This window comes from Stratiformator vulcanicus (assembly GCF_007744515.1).
Lineage (GTDB): Bacteria > Planctomycetota > Planctomycetia > Planctomycetales > Planctomycetaceae > Stratiformator > Stratiformator vulcanicus.
Genome location: NZ_CP036268.1, coordinates 1927949 through 1951064 on the forward strand (window position 1 = coordinate 1927949; position 23116 = coordinate 1951064).

Below are 23116 nucleotides of genomic sequence, written 5' to 3' on the forward strand. Positions count from 1 at the left end.
ATGTCGGACGCGTTTTTACTCAGCACGATCATATTTCTTCCCGCGCTCGGTGCGCTTGCGCTACTGCTGTTTAACGGCGAGCACGACCTGGCGATGAAGCGATTTTCTGCCGGCGTGACGGGTCTCGTTCTCATACTGACATTTGTGCCGCTGCTCCCAAGGTATTTCGGACAAACCGCAAACGAAGCCGGCTTCCGGCTGTTCGTCGATCTCGCCTGGATTCCGACGTGGAACATCGGCTACCGGCTCGGGTTAGATGGAATCAGCCTGCCGTTATTGATTCTCACGAGCCTGTTGGGGTTTCTGTCGCTGCTCGCATCGTGGCGAATCGAAAAGCAGGTGAAGGGCTACCTCATCTTATTCTTGCTTCTCGAAACGGGGATGCTCGGCGTCTTTTGTGCCCTCGACTTTTTTCTGTTCTATGTTTTCTTCGAAGTCATGCTGCTTCCGATGTATTTCCTGATCGGCATCTGGGGCGGTCCGAGAAAGGAATATGCGGCGATCAAGTTCTTTCTCTATACGCTCGTCGGTAGCGTATTAATGTTAATCGTGATGCTCATGGTTTATGTCGGTAGCGGCTCAGCCGGGGCAAGCCCGACGTTCGATTTAGCAACGCTTGCCGCCATTGGGCAGGGAACCGCTACGGGGGACTATTTCGGGGCGTCGTTTTCAAAGACGTTGCAATACTGGTCGTTCGGCCTCTTGCTGATCGCGTTCTTAATAAAGCTGCCGAGCGTGCCTTTTCACACGTGGCTTCCCGATGCACACGTGGAAGCTCCGACGCCCATTAGTATGTTGCTCGCGGGTGTGTTACTGAAAATAGGCGGCTACGGACTGCTGCGAATTGCGTATCCCCTATTTCCGCTCGGCACATATTGGGCGAGTTACGTCATCGTCCTGATGGGCGTGATCAGCATTCTGTATGGGGCGCTAGCGGCACTGGCGCAAACCGATTTCAAGCGGCTCGTCGCTTACAGTTCGGTTAGTCACATGGGTTACGTGCTGCTCGGTATTGGCGTCTGGAAGATCGCCGACGCGTCTGGTTCCGATTTGAACCGTGACTTCTGGTTGATGGGAATGAACGGCGCCATCTTCCAAATGATCGGCCACGGCATCACGTCGGCGGGCATGTTTTTTATGGTCGGCGTGATTTACGACCGGGTCCATCATCGCAACCTGAATCAATTCGGTGGGTTACTTAATAAAATGCCGCTCTACGGCGGTCTGGCGGTCACAATCATTTTCGCCGGCTTGGGCCTGCCGGGGATGTGCGGCTTTATCGGTGAGGCATTTACTGTTTTGTCGAGTTGGAACTACTCGCCCTTGATGGCCGCCTTAGCCGCTTCAGGAATCATCCTTACGGCAGGTTATATTCTCTGGGCCATCCAACGCGTCTATCTCGGTCCACGTTACATCGGTCCGAATAGTGACGACATCACTCCGATCACCCGCCGGGAGGCAACGATCGGCTCCGTGTTTGTGGCCTTGGCGATCATACTTGGAATATATCCGAGGCTCGTTTTCGATGTGACGACACCGACGACTGAAACAATCGTCGAACGGATGGATGCCGCGGTGCAGTTGAGTCGGCAAACGGAATCTGAAGAAGCGGAGATCGCCCGGCTTTCTGACGGGAGCGATCAAGAATGAACTTGCGAGAAGTTCTTGACATCCTGGCGATCGATACGCTGGGCGTATCGCTTCCGTTATTTGCACCGGAACTGACCCTGTGCGGCCTGACGGTGGCCCTGCTTCTTGCACGTCTTTTTCAAATCGATCGGGCAATCTCGCCGCAATGGATCGCGCTATTGGGAGCAGGAACAGCGCTGGCGATTGCTTGTCTCCCCGTTGCGAACGTGATTGCCGATGGCTCGGGAACATTGCGTCCGACAGAATTGTTCAGCGGTCTGTTAAGGTGGGACGAAGCCACGATCGTCTTCCGCGTCTTGATTTTAGCGGCTTTTTTTCTGACCGTTTGGCTTTCAATGCTGACGGGACTTCCCGACAGAGACGATGGCCCCGATTACTACACGATGCTGACCGGCACGACGCTCGGCGCCGTCTTAATGACCGAAGCGAACCATCTATTAATGATGTTCCTCGCCGTCGAGATGGCGAGCGTACCGGGTTATGCGCTCGTCGGATTCCAGAAAGGACGCCGAAAAAGTAGCGAAGCGGCCTTGAAGTACCTCATTTATGGGGCAGGAGCGGCTGGCGTCTTATTGTACGGAATCAGCCTGATTGCCGGTGCAAGTGGAACGATGTCGCTGACGGAATTGGCTCCGAGGCTTTCTCTTATTGCAACGGAGACCGATGGACTTCTCGGGTCTTCATTAGGCCGGGCCGCATCGATCGGGGTGCTGCTGGCCGTCGCCGGTATTGGATTCAAATTGGCGCTGGTGCCGTTTCAGTTCTGGTGTCCCGACGCATTCGAAGGTGCGTCGGCCGAGACGGCGGGGTTTCTCTCGGTGGTACCGAAAATCGGAGCTTTCGCGCTGCTCTTAAGATTGCTGTGGCCGCTGACTCAAATGGACGCGGCGTCCGGGTCATCCCTCGCCGTGAACTTGGGTCTCGGGTTGGCGGTTATCTCAATGCTGACAATGACGGTCGGAAATCTTGCCGCCTATCCGCAGACAAACTTAAAGCGATTGTTCGCCTATTCAACGATCGCCCATGCAGGCTATATGTTGATGGGGCCGGCTGCGGCACTTGTCGCCTCGCAGGCGGCTGATACAGCCCCGGAACATCTCGCGGTCGCGGGGGGCCTACAGGGGCTCACCTATTACGCTGCGGCGTACGTCTTTATGAACTTAGGTCCCTTCGCGGTCATAGCCTTCATCCGCAATCACACTTTTCGTGAAGACATTGAGGGCTGCCGTGGGATGAAGTCGCACTTACCGATTGCATGCGTGGCGATGGCGTGTTGCCTTTATGGCCTGATCGGATTGCCTCCGTCGGGCGGGTTTATGGGAAAAATTATGGTCTTTTATGCGGGTTTGGCAGCCGGCAATCTGTCACCGATTATGACAGTTATGGTTGTCGTCGCTTCGGCAAACACAGTGGCGAGCCTGTTTTATTACCTCCGAATTATTCAGTCGATGTTTCTGCAATCGCCCAGTAACTCAGCCGACGTTGAAGAGATTCGGCCCAAGCTGTCCGAAGATATATTTCTATTGGTTTTGGCCATACCTGTGATTGTTTCCGGTATTATTGTCTCACCGTTGGTGAACGTTGCCGCGTCTGTGGCGCGCGCGATCACCTCATAGTCTCAAGATGCTTTTAACATCCCCCACGATGACGCCCGCTCAATTGCTTTCTCGCCTCGGCCGGAGCATGTTGCAGTACGTGGCGGAAACCGACCCGTGGGTGCCGGATGAAGAAGAGTCGAAAAAAGTGCATCTGCTCGCACTCGCCCAGCGCCAACGGCAGGATGTCGATCGGCTGGTTGAATTAATTTTTCGTCGGCGCGAGATACCCGACTTTGGTTACTATCCCGTCGACTATACCGACCTGCAGTACCTCGCGCTAAATACTGTTTTTCCGCGGTTAATTCGCGATCAGCACGAGCTCCTTGGCGCTGTCGAGGCGACCAACGCCGCCCTCGGCTCGGTCTCGGACGGTCGACCGGTCTTGTTGGAAATCCTATCGAACGAGAGCCGAATTCTTGACGAACTGCGAGAGATCGCGAACCATGACGCTTCACTCGGAGATAGTTAGTCATGCCTTTCGTCGACACGCACTGCCATCTCGACGAGCATGCCTTCGATGAGGACCGCGAATCCGCAATCGAGCGGGCTCGAGAGGCCGGGGTGGCGGCTATGCTCTCTATCGGAATTAATGCAAAGACGAGTGCCAACGCCGTCGAGCTTGCTACGCAGCATGACGATATTTATGCCGTCGTCGGAATACAGCCGAATTATGTCTCGCAGGCGGAAGACGGCGACTGGGAGCGGGTACTCGAACTGGCGGGCCATGAGAAGGTCGTCGGCATTGGCGAGACCGGCCTCGATCGCTATTGGGACTACGCTCCGATCGAAGAGCAGTCGAAATGGTTCTATAAACATATTGAACTGGCCCAAGAGCTGAAAAAGCCATTCATCGTTCACTGCCGGGAAGCGGAGGCCGACGTCGTCGAGCATCTAAACAATGCGGCCGGGGGCGGCTCATTAACCGGGGTGATGCACTCGTTCTGCGGCGATCAGCAAACCGCCGACGCTTGCCTAAAACTGGGAATGCACATTTCCTTTGCGGGGATGCTGACGTTTAAGAAAAACCAGGACTTGAGGGCGGTCGCCGCGACCATCCCGCACGAGCGTCTGCTCGTCGAAACCGATTCGCCCTATCTTTCCCCGGAACCAAACCGCGGCAAACGCAATGAACCGGCAAACGTCGTTCACACCTGCCGTGTGCTGGGAGAGCAGGTCGGGCTGGATATTGAGGAGATGGCGGCCGTGACAACGAAGAATGCGGCGGAGTTGTTCGGGTTGGTACTGGAGTAATCACCAAAATCCAATGGGTGGCTGGGGACGGGCGCAATTTTGAGTCGTGTTTGATCACGTCAAACGGCTTCCATTTGCAGTATGGCCGTCCGCCCCCAGTATGTAAGATCAACGGGTGAATCTGACTTCACCCCGCGCTCGCTGGGGGCGGCTCTGCGAGACCGTCCCCAGCCACCCGTCGTCCCCAGCCACCCGCCGCCTCAATCTGGCTGTCATTCATGAATTTGTAAGTTCCCTATAATGCGACACACCCTCTTGTTGAACGCTGATGGGGCGGCGCAATTCGGTTGTGGCCTGATCGTCATCCATCCGACTGATGTCGTGTATTTCCATCAAGCTGGTGGCACAGCGACCGTCCTGAAATCGCAGGAGGGGTTTTTTGTTCCACTGGGATGTGTGCCGGTTGCTGCGAAACTTCGGCGTTTCTTCCAATCAAGATTCGGTGGCGACAGTACATCCGTTAGGATGAAGGACGCTGATGTCGACGAGACTCAGTCTCTTCTCTCAGAGGTGCCTGTCTGGAGTTTTGGCGGGGAGACTGCCGAAGACCGCGTGACCTTTCTATCTGTCAACGAGCTCACACGGAATAGTTCGGTCGAAGGTTGGGTTCCGGTAGACTCTGCGTATGGGCCGGCGATATTCATCTTTGATAACAGCGATTGAAAATGAAGTTTGACTGATGATTGTTGGTCTCGCTTCAATTTGGTCAATTGACTGAGAAAGAGTGCCGCCTTGCATACGGCGAGCCAATTTTGTTTCCAATCAACCGGGGAGAGACTGTCGAACTCACATCCGACGGTTTCAATTCGAGATATGATTCTTGTTTAAAGTGTTTCGGCTGGGTGGCTAGGGACGGGCGCAAATAAGCGATCGAGACCAGTTGCGTCCCAAGACTTACGTTAGCAATACGCCCGCCCTCAGAAATTGAGATCAACAACTAGTTCTGACTTCACCCCGCGCTCGCTGGGGGCGGCTCTTCGAGACCGTCCCCTGCCACCCGCTGCATTGCTCTGCGACAGTGGCCACGTTGCAATAAGCGTGCGAACTTCACACTGCCGGGGCGGCACGCCCCCGGCACCCGAATTTCTTTCCTTGTTTTGTGTCGGACATGTCTCTAAGTAGCCGGTTGATTGCCTCCTTCAAGCACGCGTTCGCCGTCGATGCCGGGCCCGTAGAGCCGACAGCCCGGCAGGCGGAGGTGATTGACAAGCTTTGCCGGGAGATTGTGCGACGAGGGATGGTGGCACCGGCGCTGATGACTTTGGAGACGTCGCGGCCATTGAACTTCGTGTCATCGCAGGCGATTCACTTTTTTGATCCGCTGGTTTCGGCGATCTCGGATGCGACGGCTCACCGCGAATTGGCCGAGTTCCTTGAGCAACGCGGGTCGGTGGAGTACATCGGAGGGAGGTTGGAGGAGACTGCGGGGGAAGCTGAGAGCGAAAGGACGTCGATTGGTGATTCTGAAAGCGGAAAGCGGAAAGTGGAGAGCCGGGAGTAGCTTGGTGGCTGGGGACGAGCGCGAAAGGTGGTTCGTGAACCATTCCGTCGGAAAATTTTATTCGGCTATACAGCCGCCAGCCCCCAGTCGGTGGAGTCAACAAATAATGCCTGATCCACCCCGCGCTCGCTGGGGGCGGCTCTGCGAGACCGTCCCCAGCCACCCGTCGCTTTCGGAAGGGAGCGTGACTCCCGATGTCCGATAGCGACTCGACGATCCCGCCCACCACCTCCCCCTCCGTCATCTTCGCCACCGATTGTGGGTCGACGACGACTAAGGCGATTTTGATCGAGAATGTCGATGGCGTTTATCGGCAAACGCACCGCGGCGAAGCACCGACCACCGTTGAAGAGCCGGCTGCCGACGTGACGGTTGGGGTGATCAACGCTGCGACGGAGGTCGGCGAATTGGCGGGCCGGCGGCTCGTCAATGAACAGGGCGAGATCATCCGCCCCGCGGGCGTCGGGCCTGACGGGAAGCCCCAGGGGTGCGACATCTATATTTCGACCTCTTCGGCCGGGGGTGGGCTGCAGATGATGGTGGCGGGGGTCATCAGCGAGATGTCGGCGGCGTCGGCGACGCGGGCGGCCCTCGGGGCAGGGGCGATCGTGATGGACACCCTCGCCGTCAACGATCACCGCAAGCCGCACGAACGGATCCAAAGGATCCGTGAACTGCGGCCCGACATGATCCTGCTCGCCGGCGGCACCGATGGCGGGAACGTCAAGAAGGTCGTCGAGATGGCCGAACTGATCGCTCCGGCGAAGCCCCGCCCGCGATTCGGCGGCGAATATCAGATGCCGATCATTTACGCGGGCAACGGGCAAGCTCAGGCAACGGTCGAGAAAACACTCAGCAGCGAGTTCGCGCTGAAAACGGTGCCGAACGTCCGGCCGATCATGGAGCGGGAAGACCTCGCACCGGCGCGGGATGCGATTCACGATCTGTTCCTCGAACACGTCATGGCCCATGCCCCCGGCTATCCCAAGCTGATCGACTGGACCGACGCGCCGATCATGCCGACGCCCGGGGCGGTGGGGAATATCCTCGAACGAATTGCCCTCGCTCAGAAGATTAACGCCGTGGGTGTCGATATCGGCGGGGCGACGACAGACGTATTTAGCGTCTTCATCGAACCCGAGACCGGCGAGCCGAAGTTCAACCGGACGGTGAGCGCGAACCTCGGGATGAGCTATTCGATTTCAAACGTCGTCGCCGAGGCAACGCTGGAAAACGTGCTTCGTTGGGTGCATCTCGACATGGACCCGCGCGAACTTCGGAACCGGGTCAAGAACAAGATGATCCGTCCCACGACGATCCCGCAGACGATGGAGGCCCTTGTCTTTGAACAAGCGGTCGCGCGCGAGGCGTTGCGGCTCGCCTATCAGCAGCACAAAGAATTCGCGACGACCTTAAAGGGCGTGCAACAACAGCGGACGATCGGCGATACCTTTACGCAAGGGGCGGGGGGGCAGTCGATCGTCGATAACATGCGGCTCGACCTGCTGGTGGCCTCGGGCGGTGTGCTGTCGCACGCCCCGCGGATGCAGCAGACGGCGGCGATGCTGATCGATGCATTCGAGCCCGAAGGTTTCACGACGCTGGCGAAGGATAGCATTTTCATGATGCCGCACCTCGGTGTGCTGGCCGAGGTGCATGAGCAGGCGGCACTGGAGGTCTTCGAGCGGGACTGCCTCATCTACCTGGGCACGTGCGTTGCGCCACGGGGAGCGGGCAAAGCGGGTCGGCTGTGCTTCGAGTTCGAAATGTCCGGCGACCTGAATGAGCGGGGCTCGCTCAACGTCGGCGAGTTGCAGTTATTTCCGCTTTCTGCGGAGCAACGGGCAAAGGTGACGATCCTTCCCGCTCGCGGTTTCGACTGCGGCGCGGGAAAGGGTCGGGAAATCACTCGCGAAGTCCGCGGCGGCGAAGTCGGGTTGATTCTCGACGCGCGAAGACGGCCGTTGATGTGGGACGCGGAAAGTTCCTCTAAGATCGTCCGCGACAGTGTCGAAGCTCTCGCCCTTTATTGAGGTACCGATTACTTTGCCTCTCACCCCTCACCAATAACCCGTCACCTCTCTCCATGTCCGTCGCCTACACCCCCGGACTTCGCGTTGATGCTCGCACACGGCTGCGATTGCGACGTCTGTTGCCTTTGAAGGGTGAGGTGTTGGTCGCGGTGGGGGATCACGTGGAGGCGATGACGGTCGTGGCTCGCACGTCGATGCCGGGTGACGTTATTCCAATTAATGTTTCGAATGCGCTTTCGATTCCGGCGGCGGAAGTCCCGAGCGTGATGCTTGTCTCTATCGACGATCACGTCAACGAGGGAGACGTCGTCGCACATAGCGACGGGTTGTTCGGCCTGTTTCCGTCCACCTATCGCTCAAAGACGGACGGCGTCGTCGAGAGCATTTCGGAAGTCACCGGGCAGGTCATCCTGCGTGGCAAGCCGCGTGCCGTTGAGGTGAAGGCCTTCTTGGCGGGGGAGGTCATCGCGATTGAACCGGAGGAAGGAGCCGAGATCGAAGCCGAGGTGTCACTGGTGCAAGGCATCTTTGGCATCGGCGGCGAGGCGTTCGGCGAGATCGCGACGGCAACGAGTTCTCCGGACGATGATCTGACGGCAAAACGGATTGAGCCACAGCATCAGGGCAAAGTCGTCGTCGGCGGTCGGCGGATGACCATCGACGCGATTCGAAAGGCGATCGAAATCGGGGTTTCGGCGCTCATCGCCGGAGGAATCGATGACGCCGACTTAAAGGAATTGTTGGGCTACGATCTGGGCGTTGCCGTCACTGGATCGGAGCAGCTTGGGACAACGCTGATTATCACCGAAGGTTTCGGCGAAATCGCAATGGCCCGACAGACATTCGAACTGCTGCAAAACTGTGAGGGCCGCAACGCCGCCGTCGACGGGACGACGCAGATCCGAGCCGGTGTGATACGGCCGCAAATTGTGATTCCGATCGGCGCAGCCGATCAGGAAGAAGTGCCGACCGGCCTCGCATCTGCCGGGGGGCTGCAACCGGGGGCGGCGGTGCGGATCATTCGTGATCCCTATTTCGGGATTTTGGGGGTCGTCGATACACTGCCGCACGAACCGGCTGTGCTCGATTCCGGATCGAAGGCACGCGTCGTCATAGTGCGGACAGATGAAGGAACTACTCTGACCGTTCCGCGGGCCAACGTCGAGTTAATGTCGAGCGATTAACTAATGACGAACAAATTGCAAATCACGAGCATTGCGATCGGAGCAGGGATATTCGCATCCCTCCTGGTATCAATCGCATTCGTTGCTCCGGCCGGTGTTGAGTCGGGACGCGTGTGGACCGGTCTGTTCTTAATTCTTGTGACGGCAGTCATTGGCATCTTTATTGTCGCCGCGAGAGGCGGAGCCAACTTAAAAATTCGGCATATCCCCGGCCTCGACGCCGTGGCGGAAGCGGTCGGCCGGGCGACGGAGATGGGGCGCCGCATTCTGTTTGTGCCCGGCATCCAGGATGTGAAGGATATGCAGACCATCGCCGGAATTACGGTCCTGGCGAAAGTGGCCCGCACCGCGGCAGAATACGACGCGGAAATCCGCGTTCCAGTCGCCCGCTCGCTTGTGATGGCGATGTGCCGCGAAACGGTGCAGTCGAGTTATCTCCTCGCAGGCCGACCCGATTCTTACAACGCGGATGATATTTACTATCTGACCGATGAGCAGTTTGGTTTCTCAGCGGCCGTGACCGGCGAAATGATACGGGACGAACCCGCTGCGTGCTTCTATATGGGGGCCTTCTTTGCCGAGTCGCTCTTGCTTGCTGAGACGGGGCAGGCCGTCGGCGCCGTTCAAGTCGCAGCGACCGCGGAGCCGAGCCAATTGCCGTTCTTCGTGGCCGCGTGCGACTATACCTTGATTGGCGAAGAACTCTTTGCGGCGTCGGCTTATCTGTCTGGTGAGCCGCAGCAGCTCGGCAGCTTGAAAGGGCAGGATTTCGGCAAGCTGCTGGCCTGCTTACTCATCCTCATCGGATGTGTGATCGCGACGGCGGCGCAGTTTAGCGACTCAGATGTCTTTACCGGTCCGCTTACCTATCTGAGCGAAAATATGCTCGGCGTTAAAGGCTTTTGGAATCTGGAGACTAGCGAGTGAAACAGACCATACCGCTGTTTATCGCTGGAGTCGTCGGTTTCGTTCTCATCGGGGCGTGGTTTTTTCCCGTCGCCTCGGGATGGGGTGACACGGCGATCAAGTGGTTCAATGTCATCGCCGCGATGGCGCTCATTCTCGGCGGATTAAATCTCCTCAAACTCAACCTGCAAAAGATCACTGCGCGAAAGCCGGGTTGGGGATACTCGGCAATTACAATTGTCGCGTTTCTGACGACGTTATGCGTTGGACTGTTGAAGGTCGGTGTCACGCCGTCCGAGGCCTTCCCGGCCGCGCGATGGGGCAATGACTTTCAGCAGGAAGGCTCCGCCCTGTGGTGGTTGTTCGAGTTCGTGCTGACACCACTGAATATGACGATGTTCAGTCTGCTGGCCTTCTTCGTGGCGTCAGCTGCATTCCGTGCGTTTCGCGCGAAGAACATTGAAGCAACACTTCTGTTATCGACTGCCATCATCGTGCTGCTGGGCCAGACTTTCGCTGCGGGGTATTTAACGGGCTGGCTACCGGAGTTCCCCGTTGATCCTACTGAGACGCCGAACTTTTGGGCCTACTTCCGGCTTGAGGTTTTAAAGGAGACAATTCGTGACGTTCCCACCGCGGCCGGAATGAGAGCGATCACAATCGGAATTGCGCTCGGCGTCGTGGCGACATCGCTGCGGGTCCTTTCCGGCATCGATCGATCCTACTTGGGCGGAGATTAATTGGTGCTGCAGTTCCTTTCGCAAATCGATCGCCGATGGGTGTTTCTGGCGATGCTGCTGGCGGTCGGGGTGCCCGTATTGACCGGTTTGACCTTTCCCGAAACGCCGTCGCCGATGGTACGCAGTACCTATAAGGTCATCGAAGACCTGCCGGCCGGTTCGAAAGTTTTGCTCGCGCTGGACTATGATCCTGGGGCCCAAGGCGAATTGAAGCCGATGACGGAAGCGTTTACGCGTCACTGCTCATCGAGAGGGCATCGGCTCATTCTGGTGACGACGTGGCCGCAGGCTCCGCGGTTCACCAAAGAGGCCCAGGACATTTCGCTCGATGACTTTCCCGATCGAACTTACGGAGAAGATGTCGTCAATCTCGGTTTTCGGACCGGTGAAGAGGGAGTGATTAAAGGCCTCGTCAACGACTTGCCGGGAACCTACGCGGCCGACGTTTATGGAACGAGCGTCGAAAATCTTCCGTTGACGAAGGGAATGAAGTCGATTCAAGACGTTGACCTTATCATTTCGGTCAGCGGCGGATATCCCGGCGCCAAAGAATGGGTCCAATATGCGGCGACGCCCTACGGTATCAAAATGGTCGCTGGTACGACCGGAGTTCAAACGCCTTATCTAACTCCTTACGTTCCGGATCAACTCAGTGGCATTCTTGGCGCCATTAAGTCGGCAGCGGAGTACGAGTTTCTTCTTAAGAAGAATCATCCGGAGATCGAATTTGAAGCGCTCGCGATGGAGCGGATGGGGCCGCAGCACTCGGCTCACCTGTTGATGATCTTTCTGATTATTGCAGGCAATGCGATCTATTTCACTTTGCGTCGTCGCCCATTTCGTACGACTGACGAAACGGAGCGTCAAGAATTGCTGGCGTTCTCGACGTTGTTGCTCCGCGGTGCTTTCGTGCTCGTCCTCGGAGGGGTCGGACTGGTTGCCGTGGGGCAACTCATGCTCGGAAACGATCCGGGCGCGCGCTACGAGCGGTCCACCGAGATGGAAGTGAAAACAGACGACGGCTCGGTCGCGAAATGGACCGAAGTCTCAGGCGCGGAGGCATCGGAGGTCGGCGATGCCGACGTGAGTTGGAGTCCGGGACGGACGATCGGAGTGTGGATCGCCGCCCTTTTAACATTAGCGGTGTTTTCATTTCTGTACGGTGATAACCCGCTTTATAAAACGACGGAGTCGATTTTTGTCGGTGTGTCGGCCGGGTATTACATGGTCGCTTCGTTCTGGAACGAACTGATCGCAAATTTATTTGGCCGGCTTCTACCGACAACGGCTCGTGATCTCGGCGTTACGAATCTTGACGGCCAGATCGAGAATTGGGACCCGTTGTACATCGTTCCTCTGATTTTAAGCCTGATGGTGTTAACGCAATTGATCCCCGGCAAAGGTTGGATCGCGCGGTGGCCACTGGCCTTTTTCATTGGTGCGACCGCGGGGATTAAGATCACGGCGTTTTTCGAAGCTGACTTCATTCGTCAAATCCAAGCGACCGTCTTGCCGTTAATCGTCTATTCGTCCGATGTGAGCCTGAGCGCTAATTTTGCGTCGACGTTGCGAAATCTGACGATCATCCTCGGCGTGACGAGCGGGCTGACTTATTTCTTCTTTTCGGCCGAGCAGCGTGGAGCCGTCGGAGGTTATGCCCGAATCGGAATTTTGATGCTGATGATTACGTTCGGGGCCGCGTTCGCGTTCACGGTGATGGGACGGATCGCGTTATTGGTCGAGCGGCTCCAATTCTTGTTTGTCGATTGGCTGCGACTTGTCGGCGGATAGACGGGCTGGGCTGAATGAACACGAAAGCCCTCCGTTTTGTTGATCGTAGATCGCGGACGTTCGGAACGAGTTTGTGAGTTTGGTGCAAGCCTCCGGTCCAAAAGAGTTCGCACTTCTGCGAAGTATGAATTCTGTGCAATTTGCGGCTTGCCCTTTTTCCGAAGGGTGCCGAAGATACGCCCCTGAGAAGCCGTGAGTCGTGATTGCCGTCAACGTTGCCCTATTGGTGGACGTGTCAGATTGCGGCTCGAAACTAGAGACTCTCCGGATAAGAGGCACAACCATGCGCGTGATCACCTGTCGGACCCAAGAGCAATTGGTCATCGACGAGGATATTCGGATCACGGTCTTGGAAATTGATGAAGAGGGAGTCCATATCGGGGTCACTCAGCCCGGCAATGAACCAGAGTATTTTGAATACGTTCTTCAGCCGCAATTTGAATCGGATTTCGGATCTGACATTGAACCGGCCTTCGCGATAAGCCGCTAGTCGGAGACTGCCGACAACGCCGCCCGTTAAGTCCGAGCGGCGATGGCAACGGAACGATCGATTTCGGCAAGCCAGTTCGAAGATCCGTGACGCCTGTCCTAGTGCATTGGCATTGTCGAAGGTTCGGCAACGTCCCTTTGAGGCAGTGGCTCTAGGGCGTTGAGCGATGCGTCGCCTGTTGCGGGTTGGCGTTTTCGAGCGGGTTGTTCACAATGGCGCCAACGGTGGAAACCATTCACCGCAGCACTCGCTTCTCGCCGAGACAAGAATCGTCTGACATGCCCGCGGCTTCACACGTGACCGAAAACCTGTCTGAAATGCCCGTTCCGGCAGGCGGTGATTCGACGGTTGCGATGCCGGATCGGGCATCGCTACCCCGGCATGTCGCTGTGATCATGGACGGCAACGGACGCTGGGCGAAGTCGCGGGGGCTGCCGCGAACGGAGGGGCATCGCAAAGGGGCAGAGGTCGCCCGCAAGGTGATCGACCAATGTGCGAAGGCCGGGCTCGACCAACTAACGCTGTTCTGCCTCAGCAGCGAGAACTGGAAACGTCCCGCGGAGGAACTGAGCCTGCTGATGGATTTACTTCATCAGTACGTGATTTCAGAACGTCCTCAAATCATTGAACGCAATTTGAGGTTTTCGGTGATTGGTCGGCGCGAAGGCTTACCCGAGCATGTTCTCGACGAGATCGACCGGTCGATTGAGGCCGGTCGCGGTAACACGGGCATGCGGCTTTGCCTTGCTCTCAATTATGGTAGTCGCGCTGAAATTACCGACGCGGTTCGGCACATCGCTGCCGACGTTGCCAGCGGCGAGCTCAAACCTGATCAAATTACTGACGCAACGATCGCGGAGCGCTTGGACACCGCGAACATGCCTGACCCCGATTTAGTTATCCGAACTGCCGGCGAAATGCGCATCAGCAACTTCCTGCTCTGGCAGATCAGTTATGCGGAACTGTGGGTCACTTCGAAGTGCTGGCCTGATTTCGGCACCGACGATCTCGCAATGGCGTTTCGAGACTACGCAGACCGTGACCGACGCTTCGGCGGCTTGAGTGATTGAACGACTGGATGCTCGGACGTCGATTACTTGTCTCCGCTTTGCTGATCCCCGGCGCCATCGGGCTGTTTGTGCTCGATGCGTATCTGGGTCCGACCGCGCCGATTTTGTACCTCTTGGCGATTTCGGTTGCGGTGCGAATGGTGTGGGAGTTGGCGGGCCTGCTCCGTTCGGAACAGCCGAGCGTGACGCTTTCGAATCTCTGCGTCGTTGGGCTGATTACGGCGCACTGGATTCCTCATTTTCTGGCGGGCGAGGAGGGTTTGTCGCGCAGCCTCTCCGAAGCGATGGGGCCTTCGGCGCTGGCCTACACGTTGTGTCTACTCGTCATTCTTTCGCGGCGGGCTTTTGTCTACCGGGAACCGACGGGGCATCTGGCGACTCTCGGAGCCGAGACGCTGATCCTCAGCTACGCCGGCATGCTGATCTGCGCAACGACGCAACTGCGATGGGTCGCGGGGGCCGATCTCGGTTATCTGGCATTGGGTTCTCTCGTGATCGCCACAAAGGCTGGCGATATCGCCGGTTACGCATTCGGTCGTGCATTCGGAAGAAGTAAGCTCGCGCCTCGCCTGAGTCCTGGTAAAACGAAAACCGGGGCCGTTTGGGCGATCGTCGCCTCGTCCATCGCGACAGCGGCATGGCTTCATTGGGCGACTCCGCTGTTTTCTGCCGACGCAGCGCTCGGCCCGTGGTGGCTGTTGCTGATCTACGGCGCGGTTGTCGGCCTCGCAGGTATCGCGGGCGATTTATGCGAATCGGTCCTCAAGCGGGCAGCCGGGAAGAAAGACGCGGCAGACCTCATGCCCGGTTTTGGAGGACTACTCGACCTGATCGATAGTCCCCTGTACGCCGGACCGGTCGCTCTGTTTTGTTGGGAATTCTTACCGATCGTGAACTGAACCGACGGAAATTCATGACTTCTTAAGCAAATTCCGGCTTAACGCTTGTTTCCTTCAGCCGTCTCTCGAAAAATGCCCTAAGAGAGGTCGGCCCACCCCATTGAATGGCTTCTGAATGGCTTCGATTTCCCGATCGCTTGCAAACCGGATCGGGAACCGGCATTCCGCCTGATGAATGCAGATTGGCTGATTGCAGACTGCGCCGTCGCGGACCGCCCATTGAGAGTACGAGCGCGACCGACCTTCTTGATCACTCCGGCTTGGTTACCCTTCCGAGGGCGACGGGCCGATATTTTCGGAACCTTTGCTTTCGGTACGTCACGATTATGTCAAGCTTTCAAATTTCAGAAGAGCAAGAAGTACCCCGGCTTCTTCCGCATATCGATCTTCCCGAATACACGTTTATCACGGGTCGCGGATTGCCGCATCCTTATCGCGATCCGCGCGGGCACAGCCATCAGAAGAAGAACCGCACGCCGAAGCCTTTGAACGCCGAGGCTTGGGCAGAGAACCGGGCCTACCTGCTGGCGATCGATCTGTTCAACTACGGCTACTACTGGGAGTCACACGACGGCTGGGACCGTCTGTGCCGCGTCTCAGGCGCGGATACGGAAGTCGGCAAGTTCCTCAAAGGCTTGGTGAAGATGGCTGCGGCGGGGATGAAGGTCCGCGAGCAGAGCATTCACGGCGTCCGCCGACATGCGGCCTCGGCGGGCGAGGTGTTCGCCGACGTCGCTGCCGAAGCGGGAAATGAGTACTACTGCGGACTGGAACTGACGATGTTACAGTTCGCCGCCGATCGCGCCGCTCAACTCTCATACAAGCGAGATCTCCCGCTCGGACAACCGTTGCGGGTCTTCCCATTCCTGCTGCAGCCCGAACCAATGCCGCTGGGCTGAGCCGAAATGTCAGCTGGGAAAGCTGGGCCGATTCAAGCTTTGGCCTGCAGGTTCTCCAACCGTTTGCGTGCGTCGCGATAGTCGTATTCGATCGCCAGCACTTGGCTGTAATGGTCCTCGGCTTTGTCACGATCGTCGGCGTCTTCGGCCAGCCGTCCGAGGACGTAGTGCGACTTCAGGTAGAGCCCTTCTTCGTCATGTTCGTTGATCAATGACAGCGCTTTCTCGAATTGCTTGAGCGCCAGGGCCTGTTTGCCGTCATTCACGAAGCACTCGCCGAGCAATACGCGGGCGTCCGGTTCGATCCGGTTGTCTGCGCTGGCGCGCTGCAGCAGCGGAATCGCCTGCTCCCACTTCTTGAACATCATATAACGCTTGGCGAGATCGAACTTGATGCGGCTGTTCTGCGGATAGCGTTCGACGCGAGCGGCGAAGATTGAAATCTCTCGCTTCGCCAATTCGGCTTTGAGGGCGGTCACTTTTTTGCGAGCCGCTTCCTTGTCCTCTTCAGTTTTGAGCTGCTCTTCGGCGACCTCAATGTTTTTTCGCATTTGCTCAAGCCGAGTGTCTTCGTACTGCTCGGCAATGTTCTGATCGCCCGACATTTGGGCGGCCTCTTTATAGAGCTTCGCCGCCTCTTCCAGCCGATCCTCTCGCCGATAGTAATCGGCGAGCTTTGTTTTGAGATCGCGGTCGTCCGGCTTTTTCTTCATGGCCCGAAGCATGTCGGCTTCGTACGACTGACCGGGACCGTCGATGTCGGGCGGACTGTCGGTGTCGGCCCCATCTCCCGCGTCGGCGGCATCGTAGGCAGTCTTCGGCTGAGTGTTTCGCGATGACGTCGCGCTGCCGAGCGTACCTTCGATCATCTTTGTACTCGCCAGGGCAACGCCTTTTCGACGAGCGTTTTGGTCGTCAGGATCAATTTTGACGACCTTGTTCCAGACACTTTGAGCCCGATTGTAGTCGCCTCGTTCTTCCAGCAAGTTCGCGAGCCGACGAAGATAGCCGAGGTTTTCGCCGTCGACTTCGAGAGATTTCTCAAGCGAGAAAATCGCGACTTCTTCGTAGCCCCGTTCCTCAGCCGCTTGGGCGACATCCGAGTTGAACCCCTCGTCCCACGGATTGAGCCGCAAAGCTTTCTCCGCTTCCAGATCGAGGGCGTCCCAGTTCTTTTTCATCTTCGCCCGCTTGATCTTGCCGCGAATCCCCATCAGTTTCGGTCCGGCAAACCGCGCTCCGGTCTTGTTGTCGCCGTACTTGCGTTGCTCAGCGAACCGCAACGACTGGCGGTAAATGAGGTTATCGGGGATCAACGTCGCGCATTGCGTAAACATATCGATCGCGTAGTCCCAGTTTTCTTTGGACATCGCTTCGTTGCCGTGCTTGAAGCAGTTAGCTGCGATCGATTTCTTGTCTTGCGCCATGAACGTCAGCCATTCGAATCGGACGGGAACACTTCGCTCAAGATCGTATCACATGCTCGGAACGCACTCCACGCGAAGCGGTCAGCCTTGGTCGAGCTTCTCTGCGAGCAGGGTGTCTCCCACGTTATCGCTTGTTCAATCCGCCGAATTCGTCAGATTTCGCCGGCATCCGCACATGCGGTCGAATCTTCTCCACCGTCGCCGGGCCGATTCCGCGAACGCGTTTCAAATCGTCCGCCGTGCGAAAGGGGCCGCCAGTTTCTCGTTCCTCGACGATTCGCCGGGCGAGCGTTTCTCCGATTCCTTCAAGCTGAATCAATTCGACCCAGTGGGCGCGATTGACGTCGATCCTGTATTCGGGAGAAACCGATTCCATACGCTCGATCTCGATCGCATGGCGACCCCAATCCGATAACCGGCCCGATGAGATTGTGATCGCAATCAGCAGAACCGTGCCCGCCACGATCAGTACGCGAACGTCCGAGTCGATCAGTCCCAGGAATGCCGGGGGCGGCCTGTCGGTATCAGGCGGAATCGCCAACTTCAGTGTCGGCGGGTCATCCGGCGTCTGGTCCGAGCTCGACTGCGTTTGCGGAGTCGGAACTCTGCCTGCAATAGGACGATTCGCCTCCGCATCGTGATCCGAGCTCGGATTCGGTTCAGATGCGTGCTCTGCCGACACCGTTTATTCCAATACGGGACGCCCGAAAGCTGTGAAACGTCATTGGCTGCATCGGCAACCTCGGCTGCCGATCAACATTTTGCCTTAAAATCATACCACACAAAGACCCGTGCTTTGGGAGGTGAATCGCCAAGTCAGGTTTGAATTCGCGATGGTGTCGCCACGCAGTAGCGATCCGGCGGCTTCGCTAAGTCGGGGGTCGCGCTTCGTCGGATGCTTCGAAAGACACATCTTGCTCGGACAATCCGATTAGTGGGAGCAGACTCGCGAATCGACCGACCAGCGAGAGTGCGAATAGCACAAAGAACGGTGCCGCCGGATCGAAACTCGCGCTTCTCCCTGAGACTTGATCTTGAAGTGCGGTCAGCATGACTCCTCCGAGTAGTCCGAACAGTCCGGCAAGGAATCCTCCGACCTGCCGAAATAGGGCGATTTCGGCAGAGTTATCGCTCCGTCGTGCGGCGGCGAGCATGATGCGACTCCCCGACACGTTCGCCGCCGCAAACATTCCCCAGCACGCGAACGCTGCGATCAACCATCGCCAATCGCCGTCATTTGCCGGGAACCAGAACAGCAGTCCCGCAGAGCCGACCACGACCCCGATCACCCGCATTCGAAGTGCCCATCCAAGGTCGCACAGGCGTCCGGCAACAAAGCTCACCGGCAATTGCAGACCTCGCATCCAGGAACCGAGGACGTAGTAGGTGCCAAGCGAAATGGCTGCGAATTGCGACCCCGTGGCAAACAGAAAGAACGCCGATTGGGTCAGTCCATTTGCCGCCGACAACAACCAGTTGTGGGTGAGCAATCGACGATAGTGCGGATCGATGAGCGTTGAACGAAGTCGTTGCCATTGAGGTTCGCGGACAAGCTCGAAATTGAGCGGAATCGAAGGCAAACGCGCCAGCGGCAGTAAAGACGCAAGCTGCAATATAATGCCGCTTAGAAAGAACGAAGCCATGAACCAGTTTTTCTCGGCCGGCAGAAATCCGGCATCGCCGGCACGCTGCAGATAACCGACCGAGGCGGGCACGATTAGCACGGCCACGATCCGAGCTGCTTCACGCCACGCAAAAAGTCGACCCCATGCCCGCTGAGGCGCGAGGTCAGACAGCCATGACAAATAAGCGACATAGCCGACCGAGCCGATCGCATGAGAGATCGCGACCGAGACGAAGACGATCGTCAAAGAGATTGAAGCTGTCGGCTGCAACCAAGGAATCGCCAACAGCGGAAGCAGACTCAATGTCCCCGCGACTGAGCACGCGAGAAACAATAATTTTCGAGACAACCCTGCACTTTGCAGTCGCCGGCTCAGCCCGCCCGCCAACCCGGCCGTTTCCGGTAGGGCGAGCAAAATCGCAATGGCGATCGTCCCCGCGCCGGCCTGCCGGGTCCAATAGACAAGAAATCCACCTGCCGTTAACGGATAGCCGGCTGACCAGAGAATCTGATTCCAAGTCGCCGCCCGAAAGACAGCCCCCGCCGACGCGCTCATCCCTCGCGATCTTCGTCTTCGGCAGTGGATTCATCCGCTTCTGTTTCATCCGACGAAGAGACACCGTCCGGGCGAGGTGCTTTGACGGCCGGTCGGTCTTCAATCGATTTCGCCGAGCCATCTTCAGAAACCTGGTCACCGCCTTCGGACGGAATCTCAGGCGAATCGGACTGTGGCTTTGGTTCACTCTCTTCAGCCGCAGACTCGTCAGTTTGATCGATCTGACCGAACAGGTCTGCATTCCCCAGCACGTCCTCGTTTGAAGGAGTCGCGTTCTTCGGCAACTCGCCTCCGGTCAACAGAAGATAAAAGCGAGCCAGCGGAGTAAATGACGAGCGTGCGGTGGGCGACGCCACCTGCGCGAACAGCTCGCGAGCTTCTTCAACGCGTCCCGCTTCCAGTTCCGACAGTGCGGCGTTAAGTCGATAACTACCGACCTGCGCGGTCGTTCGAGAGGCCAGGTTCAAAATCTCATCATGCAGCTTAATGACCGGCGGCTCCGCAATATTTAAATGCATCAAGGGGGATGCAAAGAGCACGTCGCGGATGCTCCGCTCGGCGACATCGTTTGCGATACCGAGCCAGAGATCCGTCACGAGTTGATACTGTCCGAGTCCCACCGAAACCATCGCATACGGTTCTAACAGGGGCGAAGGTTCGCCGAGCCCGTAGATGGGACGTTCAGCGACGAGGTTCGTCAGAATGGCATAAGCCTCTGCCGGACGCGCCGCTTCAAGTAGCAACAATGCCTTGAACCGCAATAATTCCGGTCGTTCGACCCCCGGATAGGATTCGTCAATCAGCCGCAGTGCTAACAACGTGAAACCTTGCTGCCAGGCAGCCGTGGCAACGTTGAATGGCTCCGCGTCCTGAGCGATCGCTCTATAAACTTGGGTCTCAACTTGAGAAACGCGGTCGCGCAGTGCCTTGCGTGCTTTCTCCCTCGCGACTGCCGCAATGTCTTGAGCGGTCAACTGGCTAAGAGCTTCACTCGCGCTTTCTCCATTTGGAGGATCGCCGCTCGAATCACCTTCAATATCGTTCACAGCGTCGGCGACGGATTTATTCGCATCGTTTAATGCACCGTCAGGAATCTCGGGGGCTTGCTCGCCGGTTAACTGTTGATGTGTTGTGAGGGCATCGAGCGCAAGATCAAGTCGATTGTTCCGAACGTAGGTTTCGTAGAGCAGTAGGTACAACTCGGGCTCATCGGGCTTAATAACTCGGGCCTGACCAAGTGCATTAAGAGACTCGTAAAAACGCAGGCTCCGCGGCGCTGATCCTTTGAGCTTCTCTGCGATCCGGGTTTCCCACAGCCCAAGGTAATGGTAAGCGAGTCCCAGCGACTTGTAGCCCGCATTCGAATCAGGATTGGTCATCAAGAATTCATTCGCATTCCGAATCGCAAGATAGCAGAACGCGAGCGCAATTTCGGGGCCTAATCTTGGCCCCTGGCGTTCTCCCGATTCGAGATGCTTTAAGAAATGACCCGCGAGGGCGAGTTCGGCAGGGATCGTCTCGTCACGTCCGATCAATCCTTGTTCAAAGCCGGAGCGAAGAGTTCCCCATGCCGCACGTTCCCGCGTTTCCGGATTCTCCAAATTCTGGCGAAATGCTGCATCAATAAAGTTTAATGAATTCTTGCGGACGTACTCTCGGAACTCTTCGTCGCCGTCAGCACGGCAGAAGACGGAGGCCGCCGCGTTAAGGACGGTCATTCTCCATTCGGGTGATGTCAGCAAGTCGAAGTGGACGAAGTAATCGGGATCGGGCTGCGACAGACGATTAATCGCCTGAGAAATTGAAAAGCGGTCAAATGCCTGTTTCCAGATTTCCGGTCGACCTCGACGTGGAGTTTTACTCTCATCGGTCTCTTCGCTGGACTGCTCGGCCAGCATCGAATACCGCACCGTGTTATGGAGCGAAAGCAGGTCGTCATCTCCGCTTCCCTGATAAAGCCCCAGTCTCGTGTCGATAAACGGCTTCGCACCAACCCAAATTAACACGTCGCCTTCGGCCGGCCGAAAATTAAACATCCGGGCGTCGTATGCCTCGGCGACGGCATCCTTGTATCCGGCGACAGCCGTCTCAAGTGCGATCGAAAGACCGAAGCCTGGGCTTCGGCTGTCAAAAGCCGGCACGCGACCGGACAGCACGACGAGGCCGCAACTGATCAATGCGATCGCGGTCACGAGTCGCCCGCCACGTGCGAAGACGATGTCCGCACGTCGAATCGTGTCTTCGGTCCGGACGACGGCCCGCCGCCACGATTGACCGTTCCATGAAGCCACGGCGGCAAACACCAGCGCCGCGGGAGCTAACTCTCGCCGAGTTATCAGACCGAGGAGGAAAAACCCGACTGTAAGCAAGATGTCACCCGGATCGAGCCGCCGACCATTCAAGCCGATCGTGACCAAAGCGACTGCTCCGAGAAATAACCCGGCGGCCGTCGGAAGGTCAGTGAGATGCCCTGCCCAGACCGGGAAATATTCACGCACCGATGTTTTCGGCGCACCGAAATAGTCTCGAAAGGCCGCGTCAATCGAGCCGTAGAGTTCAACGGGCGCGAGAAACTGCTGCCAGCCAAATGGACTGATGAAGAAGGCCAGGACGCAGCAAGCGGTGACGATCCAATATGTGCGTCTTTGGCCTGATTCAAAGAATCCCGCACGACCGATTGCGGCGCCGATCGCCTCCCCCACGCCGTATAGGAGCAATACCGAGAGGCCGAGAAACGCCCGCGGGTCCATATTCCCCCAAAGCAGCATCACCAGCACGAGCAGCCAGATCTTTCGCTCACACGCGTACAACCGATATTGCCACAACAGCCACAGCGTCGTCGCCGTCCCGCACAGCGTGATCAATTCCGGAGTCGCCACGAGTTGCGGAATGATTGCGGGCAATGCCAAAGCAGAGGCCACAACCACCCACCATGAGTCGACCTCGACCCGGCGGGTGCTCACGAGAAGCCAGGCGACAAAACCGGCCCCGATCATGGCGAGAATCGTCCATCCTGCGGGACCGGCCGCGCTATACGCGCCCCAGGACACGAGATCGAACAGCCAACTCCGCTGCAGCCACGAATGCCCGTCGGCCGTCGCGGAAAAGGAGTCGACGCCGGTCGGCACCAGACCGTTGGATGCGAGTGTTTCACCGAACTTGGCGTGCCTCAATACGGCAGAATCCGCCACAGTCATCGAGGCACAGATGATCGCCAGCAAAACGAACAGCCAGCGCAATACGAAGTCATTCCGCTGGGCTTCTTCGGCCAGATATTCGGGCGTCAGATCGGCGTCATCGGGGAGGGTTTCCGTCGAGGCCGCTTCCGATGCCGAGTCGGCCCCGACCGTCGGTGCGTCTCCCCCCTTGGTCTCGTCCAGGTGCGGCGAGTGTTGCGGGTCGTCAGCGGAAGAAGTCACGTGGCACCACGAAATGAGCGGCAAAGATAGTTTCAGAAGTGGGTCGACGCCAACGATGCTAAGGCGGCTGACCGGAAG

At 57.5% G+C, this 23116-nt stretch carries 19 protein-coding genes; 15 read left to right on the plus strand and 4 right to left on the minus strand.

Going from position 1 to position 23116, the window contains the following annotated elements; genetic code table 11:
• The 15 genes from Pan189_RS07495 (at position 1) to Pan189_RS07565 (ending at position 16012) form a co-directional block, all read left to right on the plus strand.
• Positions 1-1650 carry a complex I subunit 4 family protein gene (locus Pan189_RS07495; protein WP_145363318.1) on the plus strand — a complete coding sequence of 550 codons (1650 nt, stop codon included), beginning with the start codon at positions 1-3 and terminating at the stop codon, positions 1648-1650.
• A complete protein-coding gene (locus Pan189_RS07500) occupies positions 1647-3266 on the plus strand; it encodes an NADH-quinone oxidoreductase subunit N (protein WP_145363319.1) in 1620 nt (539 codons plus the stop codon). Before Pan189_RS07495 ends, Pan189_RS07500 begins: the two co-directional genes overlap by 4 nt.
• Before the next feature lie 7 nt (positions 3267-3273).
• The gene (locus tag Pan189_RS07505) at positions 3274-3717 is read left to right on the plus strand and encodes a hypothetical protein (RefSeq protein WP_145363320.1); all 444 of its coding nucleotides are present in this window, start codon (positions 3274-3276) and stop codon (positions 3715-3717) included.
• A gap of 2 nt (positions 3718-3719) precedes the next feature.
• Complete coding sequence (locus Pan189_RS07510) at positions 3720-4499, plus strand: TatD family hydrolase (protein WP_145363321.1); 780 nt, start codon at positions 3720-3722, stop codon at positions 4497-4499.
• Positions 4500-4739: 240 nt separating this feature from the next.
• Entirely contained in the window at positions 4740-5162 is a 423-nt protein-coding gene (locus tag Pan189_RS07515; RefSeq protein ID WP_145363322.1) for a DUF6210 family protein, read from the plus strand.
• 445 nt (positions 5163-5607) lie between these two features.
• Positions 5608-6000, plus strand: a complete 393-nt coding sequence (locus tag Pan189_RS07520) for a hypothetical protein (RefSeq protein ID WP_145363323.1) — start codon at positions 5608-5610, stop codon at positions 5998-6000.
• Between the two features lie 194 nt (positions 6001-6194).
• Positions 6195-8033: a glutamate mutase L gene (locus tag Pan189_RS07525; RefSeq protein WP_145363324.1), complete on the plus strand. Its 1839-nt coding sequence runs from the start codon at positions 6195-6197 to the stop codon at positions 8031-8033.
• A gap of 53 nt (positions 8034-8086) precedes the next feature.
• Entirely contained in the window at positions 8087-9217 is a 1131-nt protein-coding gene (locus Pan189_RS07530) for a hypothetical protein (protein WP_145363325.1), read from the plus strand.
• A 3-nt stretch (positions 9218-9220) separates the two neighbouring features.
• On the plus strand, positions 9221-10144 hold the full coding sequence (locus Pan189_RS07535; RefSeq protein ID WP_145363326.1) for a DUF6754 domain-containing protein: 924 nt from the start codon (positions 9221-9223) through the stop codon (positions 10142-10144).
• The gene (locus Pan189_RS07540; protein ID WP_145363327.1) at positions 10141-10863 is read left to right on the plus strand and encodes a hypothetical protein; all 723 of its coding nucleotides are present in this window, start codon (positions 10141-10143) and stop codon (positions 10861-10863) included. Before Pan189_RS07535 ends, Pan189_RS07540 begins: the two co-directional genes overlap by 4 nt.
• A 3-nt stretch (positions 10864-10866) precedes the next feature.
• Positions 10867-12654, plus strand: coding sequence for a hypothetical protein (locus tag Pan189_RS07545; RefSeq protein WP_145363328.1), 1788 nt, complete (start codon positions 10867-10869; stop codon positions 12652-12654).
• 199 nt (positions 12655-12853) lie between these two features.
• Positions 12854-13144 (plus strand): carbon storage regulator, encoded by a 291-nt coding sequence (locus Pan189_RS07550; RefSeq protein WP_310821220.1) that lies wholly within the window; start codon positions 12854-12856, stop codon positions 13142-13144.
• A 278-nt stretch (positions 13145-13422) separates the two neighbouring features.
• A complete protein-coding gene (gene uppS, locus Pan189_RS07555; RefSeq protein ID WP_310821222.1) occupies positions 13423-14214 on the plus strand; it encodes an undecaprenyl pyrophosphate synthase in 792 nt (263 codons plus the stop codon).
• 8 nt (positions 14215-14222) lie between these two features.
• Positions 14223-15113: a phosphatidate cytidylyltransferase gene (locus Pan189_RS07560; protein ID WP_145363330.1), complete on the plus strand. Its 891-nt coding sequence runs from the start codon at positions 14223-14225 to the stop codon at positions 15111-15113.
• Positions 15114-15439: 326 nt separating this feature from the next.
• Positions 15440-16012 carry a DUF309 domain-containing protein gene (locus Pan189_RS07565; protein ID WP_145363331.1) on the plus strand — a complete coding sequence of 191 codons (573 nt, stop codon included), beginning with the start codon at positions 15440-15442 and terminating at the stop codon, positions 16010-16012.
• Positions 16013-16044: 32 nt separating this feature from the next.
• On the opposite strand, the gene Pan189_RS07570 is transcribed toward Pan189_RS07565, so the two are convergent.
• The 4 genes from Pan189_RS07570 to Pan189_RS07585 all read right to left on the minus strand — a co-directional run bounded on the left by Pan189_RS07570 (position 16045) and on the right by Pan189_RS07585 (position 23038).
• Positions 16045-17439 (minus strand): tetratricopeptide repeat protein, encoded by a 1395-nt coding sequence (locus tag Pan189_RS07570; protein ID WP_145363332.1) that lies wholly within the window; start codon positions 17437-17439, stop codon positions 16045-16047.
• A gap of 124 nt (positions 17440-17563) precedes the next feature.
• Positions 17564-17980 carry a ComEA family DNA-binding protein gene (locus Pan189_RS21290; RefSeq protein WP_310821223.1) on the minus strand — a complete coding sequence of 139 codons (417 nt, stop codon included), beginning with the start codon at positions 17978-17980 and terminating at the stop codon, positions 17564-17566.
• A 328-nt stretch (positions 17981-18308) separates the two neighbouring features.
• Positions 18309-19619, minus strand: coding sequence for an MFS transporter (locus tag Pan189_RS07580; RefSeq protein ID WP_145363333.1), 1311 nt, complete (start codon positions 19617-19619; stop codon positions 18309-18311).
• On the minus strand, positions 19616-23038 hold the full coding sequence (locus Pan189_RS07585; protein ID WP_145363334.1) for a hypothetical protein: 3423 nt from the start codon (positions 23036-23038) through the stop codon (positions 19616-19618). The genes Pan189_RS07580 and Pan189_RS07585 overlap by 4 nt, the downstream gene beginning before the upstream one ends.
• Between the last annotated feature and the right edge of the window lie 78 nt (positions 23039-23116).